Below are 10,272 nucleotides of genomic sequence, written 5' to 3'. Positions count from 1 at the left end.
TTCGGCGCCACGCTGGGCGCCGCCCTCGACACCGTGGTCGCGGGCGGCCTCGAGCTCGGTGCGGGTGCCGGCCCGCTGATCGCCGGTGCGCTCGCCGGCGCGATCGACGCCGACGGTGTGCTGGTCGGTCAGCTCGGCGCGTCGCTCGACGCCCTCCTCGCCGCCGGCGCCGGCATCGGACTCGGTGGCGGCCTCGCCGCCCAGTTGTCGACGGCACTCGGTGCGGGCGGTGAACTCGCCGGCGAGTTCGGCGCGACGCTCGGCGGACTGCTCGGCGCCACCCTCGGTTCCGGCGGTGCGCTCGGCGCCGACCTCTCGACCGCGCTCGCCGCCGGACTCGGCGCGGGCGGCGCCATCTCCGCGGTCCTCTCCGGAGCGCTCGGCCTCGATGCCGACCTGTCGGCCGACCTCACCGCAGCCCTCTCCTCGACGCTCGACGTCGCCGGTGACCTGTCCGCGACGTTGTCCGGGCTTCTCGACGCACAGGCCGTCGCCGACCTGTCCGGCGAACTCGGTGCGACGCTGACCGGCGCCCTCGGCTCGACCCTGGCGGCGGGCGGTTCGGCTGCCGCATCCGTCGGGACCGCGCTGGGCGTCGCCCTGACCTCCACCGCTGCCGCGGCCGGTGGACTGGCGCTGACCGGCGCGGCCGGTGCGAACGCGGTGCTCGCCGGTGCGCTGACCGCCGCTCTCGGGGTGGGTGGAGGTGCCCAGGCCGGCCTCGCCGCGACCCTGGAATCGGTGCTGGCGGCCGGCGGTCTCGTCGACCTCGACGCGGCCCTCGCCGCGGGTGGCGATCTGGGGGCCTCGATCTCGGGCGCACTCGCCGCAGGTCTCGAGGCCGGTGGCGACGCTGCGGGTGCCCTGGGCGCCGCGCTCGGCGGCACCCTGGCCGCAGCACTGGACGGTGGCCTCGCCGCCGATCTGACCGCCGGACTCGGCGGAGGACTCGAGACCGGCCTGGGACTGGGCGCGGGACTCGGCAGCGTCTTCGAGGGCTCCGTCGGGGGCGCCCTCGAAGGCGGACTGAACGTGATCGGCGGCCTGGGCGGCGAGTTGGGTGGCGCGCTCGGCGGACTGCTGTCGGCCGGCGTCGGACTCGACTCCGCGCTGAGCACCGTGCTCAGCGGTGTTCTCGGAGCAGCGGCCGGCGCCGATCTCGGGGCCGCGCTGGGCGGGGCGCTCGGCCTCGGCGGCGTGCTCGGCACCGACCTGGCCGGTCTCCTCGACGCAGGCCTCACCACCGACCTGGCCGCCCAGTTGGGGGCCGCACTCGGTGGTGGCGGCGACCTCGCTGCCCAACTCGGTGCCGCGCTCGGCGGTGTACTCGGTGCGACCGCGGGTGTCGACGGCATCCTCGACGCCGCGGCGGGTGCCGGTCTCGGTGTCGGCGAACTGCTGGCCGGCGATCTCGGTGGGGCCCTCGGCGTCGACGGCGCCCTCATCACCCAACTCGGCGGAGCGCTGGACGCCGCACTGGGCGCGGGCGCCGATCTGGGCCTGGTCACCGAGACGGCCGGCGACCTCACCGCCACGCTGGGGACGGTCCTGGGAGCCGGCGGCGACGTGGGAGCCGATCTCGGCGCATCGCTCGGTGCCGTTCTCGGTACCGCGCTGACCGGCGACCTCGGCGGTGACCTCGCCGGACGGCTGGCCGGCGGAGCAGACCTGGGCGGTGCCCTCACCAGCACGCTGAGCAATGCGCTCGACGTCGATCTCGGGGCCACGAACGGGCTCGTCACGACCCTGGAGTCCACACTGCAGGGCGGTCTCAACGGGGCGCTGACCGGTGAGCTCGGTGCGGTGCTCAACCCGAGTCTCGTGATCTCGCCGGAGGACGGCATCAACGTGGGCGGCCCGATCCTGACCGGCGGCCTGACCGGCGGTGTCGTCGGTGACCTCACCGGTGGCCTGGAGACGGGACTCGGCGGCGGACTCGCCGGACTCGGGGCGACGCTGGAGTCGGGGCTCGGTTCGACCCTCGGCGGCGATCTCGGTCTCGGCGGTGGACTGGGTCTCGGCGGTGGACTGGGCCTCGACAGCTCACTCCCCGCGGAGGTCACCGACGACCTGACGACCGCCGTCTCCGGTGCGGCCGACGGCGGCGCGACCGTCGGCGGGGACGCGACCGCCACGGCCGGTTCGACGCTGGGCGGCACCCTCGGCGCGACGACCGATGCGATCGGCAACCTGGGCGCCGACCTCCCGGGCGACCTCTCGGGCAGCCTGACCGGCGGACTCACCGGCGGCGGCGAGGCCGATGGCGGCGTCGACCTCGGCGGCAGCGCGGACACCGACGCCGGACTCGGTGGCGCCCTGGACTCGACGGTCGGCGGAGTGGTCGACACGACGAGCGGCCTCACCGGGGATCTCACCGGCGGGCTGACGGGTGGCCTGACCGGAGGTCTCACCGGCGGGCTGGGTGCCGACCCGGAAGCCGGTACCACCGCATCCGGAGACGTCGACGCCGGACCCGACGCCGGCTGACCCCGGACCCGACGGCCTCGCCCCGGCATCGCCCGACGCCAGTACCCACTGGACGCGGACGGTGCCGGGGCCGACCTCGTCTCCGCGGCACGCGCCGGAACACCTCCCCAATGCCGACCGCGTGCGCCGACTCAGAACTACCGTGAGGACACCATGACAAGCTCACCCGCCGAGTTCCCGGCCAGCGGTCGGACGGTCGACGTCGCGCAGGCTCCCGCGACCGCCACCCCGACCGGACCGTCGACCATCGGCGATCTGCTGAGCACGATGTCGGAGGTGGCCCGTGAGGCCGGGCGAACCGATCTCGTCACCCGCCTCGACGGCGCGCGGACCCGCATTTCCGACCCCCGGTTGCGAATCGTCGTGGTGGGTCAGCTCAAACAGGGCAAGAGCCACTTCGTCAACGCCCTGCTGGACCTCGACGTGTGCTCGGTGGGAGACGACGAGACGACCGCGGTGCCGACCGTGATCTCGCACGCGCCCCAACCGACCGCCCACCTCGTCGTCGACGGTCCGTCCGCCGACAGTCGCATCCCGGTCCCGATGGACGCCATCGGTACCGTCACCCCCGACTCGCCCCTCGCCGGCGGCCGTGAGGTGCTGCGACTGGAGATCGGTGCACCCGGTCCGCTGCTGGCGGACGGACTCGTCCTCGTCGACACCCCCGGTGTCGGCGGTCACGGACACCCTTATGCCGCAGCCACTCTGGGCATGGTCGCCGCCGCCGACGCGGTGCTGGTGCTGTCCGACGTCAGCCAGGAGTTCACCGCGCCGGAGATGTCCTTCCTCCAGCAGGTGATCGGCCTCTGCCCGACGGTCGCCTGCCTGCTGACGAAGACCGACCTGTACCCGCATTGGCGGGCCGTCGCCGACGCCGACCGCTCGCATCTCCGGACCGCCGGCATCGACATCCCCTTGTTGCCGGTGTCGTCGGTGCTGCGTTCTCACGCGCTGCGGCTGGGCGACGAACAGCTGAACGCCGAAGCCGGTTTCCTCGATCTCTACCGCTACCTCCGCGATCACGTGGTGGCGACCGCCCGACAGGCGACCCGAGGAGCGGTGGCCACCGATCTCCGGGTGGTCAGCGAACATCTCGCCCTCACCCTCGGCAGCGAACTCGCCGCGCTGCGCGATCCGGACACCGCGAACAAGGCCGTCCGCGCGCTGCACGAGGCCAAGGCCGATGCGGAGGCGATGCGCCGGCAATCCGCGCAGTGGCAGCAGACCCTGGCCGACGGGGTCGCCGACCTCGCCGCCGACATCGACCACGACCTCCGCGACCGGCTCCGCGCGGTCACGCGCGAGGCCGAGCGCGCCATCGACGAGGGAGACCCGGGCGTCGACTGGGAACAACTCGCCGAATGGCTGACCGAGCAGACGGCAACGGTGATCGGCGACAACTTCGTCTGGGCTCACGAGCGGTCGGTCTGGCTGGCCGAACGGGTCGCCGATCATTTCGCGGCGGCAGGCCAGAATTCGCTTCCCGACTTCGACATCGCCGATCTGAACGGTGTTCTCGACTCGGTGTCCGAACTCGCCGAACTCGACAGCGGCAAGGTCGGGGTCACACAGAAACTCCTGATCGGGATGCGGGGGTCGTACGGCGGCGTGCTGATGTTCGGACTCATCTCGACGATGGTCGGCATGGCCCTGATCAACCCGGTGTCGGTGGGCGCGGGACTCCTGTTGGGCACCAAGGCCTACCGCGACGACAAGCAGGCGAAGGTACTCGAACGCCGAGCCAAGGCGAAGGTGGCGGTACGGGCGTTCACCGACGACGTCAGCTTCCAGGTGGGCAAGGAGTCCCGGGACCGGTTGCGGGTGATCCAGCGCGTGCTGCGCGACCACTTCAGCTCGGTCGCCGAGCAGACCGCTCGCTCCATCTCCGAATCCCTCAGTGCCGCACAGTCTGCCGCCACTTCCACCGAGTCCGAACGAACCCGTCGCGCCGCCGAACTCGAGGCCCGGCTGTCGGCGGTCGCCGCGCTACGCAGAGCCGCCGATCACTTCGACCCCGGCCAGATCGCGCCCGCTCGCTCCGAACCGGCCCAGCCGAAGGTCGGTCGCCACGCGGCCGGGAAGTCCCACTGATGGCCGGGGTCGATCGTGCGCGTGCGCTTCTCGATGCCGCTCGTGGCGCCCTGGCCGACGCACCCCATGCCCAGGCCGAACTCGATCTCTGTGAGCACCGGATGCATCAACCGGTACGGGTCGCGCTGGCGGGATCGCTGAAAGCCGGGAAGTCGACCCTGCTCAATGCGCTTGTCGGACAGGACATCGCACCGACCGACGCCACCGAGTGCACCCGGGTGGTGACCTGGTATCGCGGCGGCCGGTCGCCGTCGGTGACCGCACACGTCGACGACGGTCGAACCGTACCGATCCCGGTGACCCGTGTCGACGGACGCCTGGGCTTCGACTTCGGACGCCTCACCGCCGATCGCGTGGATCATCTCGATGTCGAATGGCCCGCCCGCGCACTGCAATCCACCACGATAGTGGACACACCGGGTACCGCATCGCTGTCGACGGAGCTGTCCGACTACACGATCCGCCTCCTCGCGCCCCGGGCCGACGAGCACCGGGGCCAGTCGGGGGTCGACGCGGTCGTCTACCTGCTGCGCTCCCTCACCGCCACGGACACGGCCATGCTGCGACGCATCGGCACCGCGATCGGCGGTTCGTCGGGCCCGCTGGGGGTGATCGGTGTCGTATCCCGCGCCGACGAGCTGGGCGCCGGCCGGATGGACGCGATGATCTCCGCCCAACAGATCGCCGGGCGCTTCGCCGGTGAACTCGAACGGACCGGTCTCTGTCAGGCGGTGGTACCCGTCGCGGGGTTGCTCGCCCTGGCGGCCCGGACGCTGCGCGAGGTCGAGTTCCGCGCGCTGGCACAACTGGCCTCGACGCCGGGACCCGAGCTCGAAGCAGCGCTGCTGACGGTGGATCGATTCGCGCGGCCCGACATCCTGCCCGACATCCCCGCGGGTCTCCGGCGATCACTCGCCGAGCGGTTCGGCGTCTTCAGCATCCGGCTGGCGGTCACGCTCATCCGTTTCGGCGCGACGTCGTCGACCGCGCTGGCCGCGGAACTCCTCGACCGCAGCGGCCTGCCCGAGTTGAGTGCCATCATCGACACCCAGTTCGCTCAGCGTGCCGACGAACTCAAATCCCATTCGGCACTGGTCACGCTCGATCACCTGCTGGCGACGTCCCTGTCGACGCAGGCGGCGCAACTACGGGCGTCGGTCCGACGAGAGCTCGCCGATGTGCACGGTTTCCGCGAACTGCGACTCCTCACCACCATCCGCGGCGGCGGACTCGACCTGCCTGCGGATCAGATCGCCGACCTCACCCGCCTGATCGGCGGCTCCGGGATCGATCCGACGACACGTCTGGGTCTCCCCGCCGAAACCGATCCGCCGACTGTTCGCATGTCGGCGATCGAGGCCGTTCGCACATGGCGGTCCATCGCTGGCCACCCGCTGATCGCACCGGACGTCGCGTCCGCCTGCCAGGTGGCCGTCCGCAGTGCCGAGGGCATCGTGGCGCGTCTCGACGAGTCTCGAACAGACGTCAGCACAACGACTTTCAGCGCAGGGACCCGCTCACCGCGCGGGTGAAGGCGACGCCGGTGGCGATCAGCGCGATCACTGCCGCGGCCACCGGCAACCACAACACCGGCGCAGGAAGGCCGGCGTCGGCCAGCCCGGACGTCGACGGATCGACGGTGAGACGGAATCCCACCGCGCCCGCGATCGCGACCAGGGCACCGACCGTCAGAAGAGTCCGCCCCGCACGGCGGCCGGCCCACAGACGCACTGCTCCTGCCGCGCCCAGGACCACGACCAGCAGGGCGAGCCCTGCACCGATGAGCAGGGAGATGTCGACGGCGCGGCCGGCGTCGGTGCCGCTGTCCGGGTGTTCGCGGATCAGGTCGGCGGCCAGGACCGCGCGGATGTCGTCCAGCGACGCGCCGACCAGCAGGACCGTCACCAGGGTCAGCGCAAGAGTCACGATCCATCCCAGGACGACCCAGCGGACAGCCCCGGCGCGTCCGGTGCTCCGCTGGGGCCGCATGGGGGTGACGGCCACGCGGGGTCGCGGTGGTGGGGCATCGCCGGGCATCGACATCCCCCGATCGTATGCGCTCGAGGCTGCCTGTCCGGGAAACCGAGAATGCGTCGTGAGTATCGGTTTTCGACACTCACGACGCATTCTGTGGAACCGGCCGGTCAGTCGCCGACAGTCGCACCCGTCAACGGGGGCGAGGCGGCGAGGAGTTCGTTCTCCTCCTCGGTGAAGGCCCGCGCCCGTGACAGGAAACGCACGCCTTCGGGCGCTTCCAGACTGAACCCGGCGCCGCGTCCCTTCACGACGTCGAGGATGAGCTGGGTGTGCTTCCACAGCTCGAACTGGTCGCCGTTGATCCAGACCCGCACTGCCGGAATGGGTTCGGGGAGTTCGATCTCACCGACAAGGACGTCGCGCTGGCCGACGCGGTACTCCCCCACCGGATAACACATCGGGGCCGAGCCGTCACAGCATCCACCGGACTGGTGGATCATGAGACCGCCGTGCAGCTCCGACAACTTGGTCAGGAGCTGCACGGCGGCGTCTGTGGCGACCACCCGATCAGGAGCAATCTGTTCGGTGGTCATTCTCAATCACCTTCTGTGGGTTGCCCTTCGATACGCCCTTCGCAAGCTCCGGGCTACTCAGGGAGCAGACCTGGGGCCCTTCGCAAGCTCCGGGCTACTCAGGGAGCTAGCGGGATCAGAAGAACCCCTTCGCGTTCTGAGCGTAGCCGACCAGGAGGTTCTTGGTCTGCTGGTAGTGCTCGAGCATCATCAGGTGGTTCTCGCGACCGATGCCGGACTGCTTGTAGCCGCCGAAGGCAGCGTGTGCCGGGTAGTCGTGGTAGGTGTTGGTCCAGACGCGACCGGCCTGGATCTCGCGGCCCGCACGGTAGGCGGTCGCACCGTCACGGCTCCACACGCCGGCACCGAGGCCGTAGAGGGTGTCGTTGGCGATGTGCATGGCGTCGGAGAAGTCCTTGAAGGTGGTGACCGCGAGGACCGGGCCGAAGATTTCCTCCTGGAAGATGCGCATCTTGTTGTTGCCCTGGAACACGGTCGGCTTGATGTAGAAGCCGCCGGACAGGTCGCCGCCGAGGTCGGCGACCTCGCCGCCGGTGAGCACCTGGGCACCCTCGTCGCGGCCGATGGCCAGGTACGACGAGATCTTCTCGAACTGGTCGTTCGACGCCTGGGCGCCCATCATGGTGTCGGTGTCGAGCGGGTTGCCCTGCTTGATCTTCGAGACGCGGTCGACGGCCTTGGCGATGAACTCGTCGTAGATGTCCTGCTGGATCAGCGCGCGGCTCGGGCAGGTGCACACCTCGCCCTGGTTGAGCGCGAACATCGAGAAGCCTTCGAGCGCACGGTCGAGGAAGCCGTCGTCGGAGGCCATGACGTCGTTGAAGAAGATGTTGGGGCTCTTGCCACCGAGCTCGAGGGTGACCGGGATCAGGTTCTCCGACGCGTACTGCATGATCAGGCGGCCGGTGGTGGTCTCACCGGTGAACGCGATCTTGCGGATGCGGTTGCTCGAGGCGAGGGGCTTGCCGGCCTCGACGCCGAAGCCGTTGACCACGTTGAGGACACCGGCGGGCAGCAGGTCGCTGATGAGGCTGACCAGGTAGAGGATCGACGCCGGGGTCTGCTCGGCGGGCTTGAGCACCACCGCGTTGCCGGCGGCGAGAGCCGGGGCGAGCTTCCAGACGGCCATGAGGATCGGGAAGTTCCACGGGATGATCTGGCCGACGACGCCGAGCGGCTCGTGGAAGTGGTACGCCACGGTGTCTTCGTCGATCTCGGAGATCCCGCCCTGCTGGGCACGCAGCGCGCCTGCGAAGTAGCGGAAGTGATCGATGGCGAGCGGGATGTCGGCGGCGAGGGTCTCGCGGACGGCCTTGCCGTTGTCCCAGGTCTCGGCGACCGCGAGCTTCTCGAGGTTCTCCTCCATGCGATCGGCGATGCGCAGCAGTGCGAGGGAGCGCTCGGCGGCGGAGGTCTTACCCCACGCCGGTGCGGCCTTGTGGGCGGCGTCGAGGGCGAGGTCGATGTCCTCGGCCGTCGAGCGGGCGACCTCACAGAAGGTCTTGCCGTCCACCGGCGACGGGTTCTCGAAGTACTGCCCCTTCACCGGCGGGGTCCACTGGCCACCGATCCAGTTGTCGTAGCGCGACTCGTAGCTCATCACCGAGCCATCGGCACCGGGCTTTGCGAAGACGGTCATGGTCACTCCTTGCGTGTCGGCCTCTTCTCGAGGGCGCTGGACTCTGTCACGTGGGACACCCTTGGATGTCCGATGTGATCTGTTCCACACGGTAGGTGTGAGCTCGTTGCACGAGAGTTGCAACGTTCGCAACGTGCCCTGAACTGGGTCTTCACACTCCGTAGCGCTTGTCGAGCAGCCTGATGCGGCCGCCGACGACGGCCCGGTCCGGGTGTCCGACCGGCAGCCGGTGTTCGAGGCGACGCCAGGCGGCGAGGTCGTCGCGCCCGTGGACCGACGACGTCCACTTGCGCAGTGCGACGACGTCGCCGGCCGCGATGAGCCGGGAACGCAGGTCCTCGCGCAGTTCCTCGAAGATCTCGACGATGCCCGGCGCCGTCGACTCGATCAGCAAACCGCCGCGGCCGAGGTCGTCGACCACCGACGCCAGGTCGGCTCCGCTCTCGATGCGGTCCCGGATGTCCCCGATGTCGGAGGAGATGTCGAGGGTGAGGCGATAGGGGCGGCTCGCGACCACATCGGCACCGAGATCGCGGCGGAGGCGGGAGATCTCGGCCCGCACGCTCACCGGATCGAGCCCCTCCTCGGCGAGCTTCAGGGCGAGCTGCTCGGTGTTGAGTCCCTCCGGAAAGGCCTGCAGGAGAACGAGAATCTCCGCATGGCGCGGGGAGACGGTGCGCGCACCGGTCGCGTCCGCGGTACGGCGCCAGCGGTGCGGACCGTCGCCGAGAACGGTGAGGTGGGCGGCGCTCGACCGCACGACGCCGGTGTGGAAGGTCGACGGGTCGGCGAGGTCCACGGCGCTCGACTGCAGTTCCCGTTCCACCGCGGCGACCACCGACCGGACCGCCGCCAGCGCGAACGGGGCCGCGACCTCGCGTCCGCCGGTCACGTCGATCACGCCGATGACGTGCCCGGTGAACGGGTCGTGCACCGGCGCCGCGGCGCAACTCCATTCCTGGACCGGACCGGCGAAGTGCTCGGGACCGACGATCTGGACGCCGCGGTCGACGGCCAGGGCGAGACCGGGCGCGTTGGTCCCGACCGCCTCCTCGCTCCAGACCGAGCCCTCGACGAAGTTGATGTTGCCGGCCTTGTCCCGGGCGGCGGAGTCTCCCTCGACCCACAGGAGCCGGCCGACCTGGTCGGTGAGGGCGACCACGACTCCGGTGTCGGCGATCGCGTCGACCATCAGCGACTGGACCAGCGGGCGGACCGCGGTGATCGGGTGGGCTGCGCGGTACTCGGCGAACTCGTCGGCGGTCATGGTCGACACCGCTTGGCCGGTCGGCAGCCCGTCGGAGGGACTGACGTCGCTGGGGTCGATGCCGCGGCTCAGTGACCGTGCCCAGGAGTCGCGGACGATGGACCGGACCGCGTCCGTCGGGGGCGTGACACCGGAGAGGAAATCCTCATACGCACGACGGATGCGTGTCGCCACCGCAGCCGCGTCTGTCATGCGCCCTCCGTCGCTCGCCATATGCC

Annotated in this window: 7 protein-coding genes; 3 read left to right on the top strand and 4 right to left on the bottom strand. The window is 70.6% G+C overall.

What is annotated here, in order from left to right:
• From LQD00_RS18005 to LQD00_RS17995, 3 genes are all read left to right on the top strand, one after another.
• Positions 1-2,487, top strand: a 2,487-nt coding sequence (locus tag LQD00_RS18005) for a beta strand repeat-containing protein (protein ID WP_232718483.1), incomplete at its 5' end; no start/stop codon positions are given.
• Between the two features lie 153 nt (positions 2,488-2,640).
• Positions 2,641-4,578, top strand: a complete 1,938-nt coding sequence (locus tag LQD00_RS18000; protein ID WP_232718482.1) for a dynamin family protein — start codon at positions 2,641-2,643, stop codon at positions 4,576-4,578.
• Positions 4,578-6,110, top strand: coding sequence for a dynamin family protein (locus LQD00_RS17995; RefSeq protein ID WP_232718481.1), 1,533 nt, complete (start codon positions 4,578-4,580; stop codon positions 6,108-6,110). The genes LQD00_RS18000 and LQD00_RS17995 overlap by 1 nt, the downstream gene beginning before the upstream one ends.
• Here LQD00_RS17995 and LQD00_RS17990 read toward each other — a convergent pair.
• The 4 genes from LQD00_RS17990 to LQD00_RS17975 all read right to left on the bottom strand — a co-directional run bounded on the left by LQD00_RS17990 (position 6,079) and on the right by LQD00_RS17975 (position 10,246).
• Positions 6,079-6,621, bottom strand: coding sequence for a hypothetical protein (locus tag LQD00_RS17990; protein WP_232718480.1), 543 nt, complete (start codon positions 6,619-6,621; stop codon positions 6,079-6,081). The genes LQD00_RS17995 and LQD00_RS17990 overlap by 32 nt on opposite strands.
• A 101-nt stretch (positions 6,622-6,722) precedes the next feature.
• Entirely contained in the window at positions 6,723-7,148 is a 426-nt protein-coding gene (locus tag LQD00_RS17985; RefSeq protein ID WP_232718479.1) for a DUF779 domain-containing protein, read from the bottom strand.
• A gap of 115 nt (positions 7,149-7,263) precedes the next feature.
• A complete protein-coding gene (exaC, locus tag LQD00_RS17980) occupies positions 7,264-8,787 on the bottom strand; it encodes an acetaldehyde dehydrogenase ExaC (protein WP_005200751.1) in 1,524 nt (507 codons plus the stop codon).
• A 151-nt stretch (positions 8,788-8,938) separates the two neighbouring features.
• Positions 8,939-10,246: a GAF domain-containing protein gene (locus LQD00_RS17975; RefSeq protein ID WP_232718478.1), complete on the bottom strand. Its 1,308-nt coding sequence runs from the start codon at positions 10,244-10,246 to the stop codon at positions 8,939-8,941.
• Positions 10,247-10,272 lie beyond the last annotated feature (26 nt).

This window comes from Gordonia metallireducens, assembly GCF_021245825.1.
In the GTDB taxonomy this organism is placed as follows: Bacteria; Actinomycetota; Actinomycetes; order Mycobacteriales; family Mycobacteriaceae; genus Gordonia; species Gordonia namibiensis.
The sequence above is the reverse complement of the archived record's forward strand: the minus strand, read 5'-3'. Positions and strand labels throughout refer to the sequence as shown.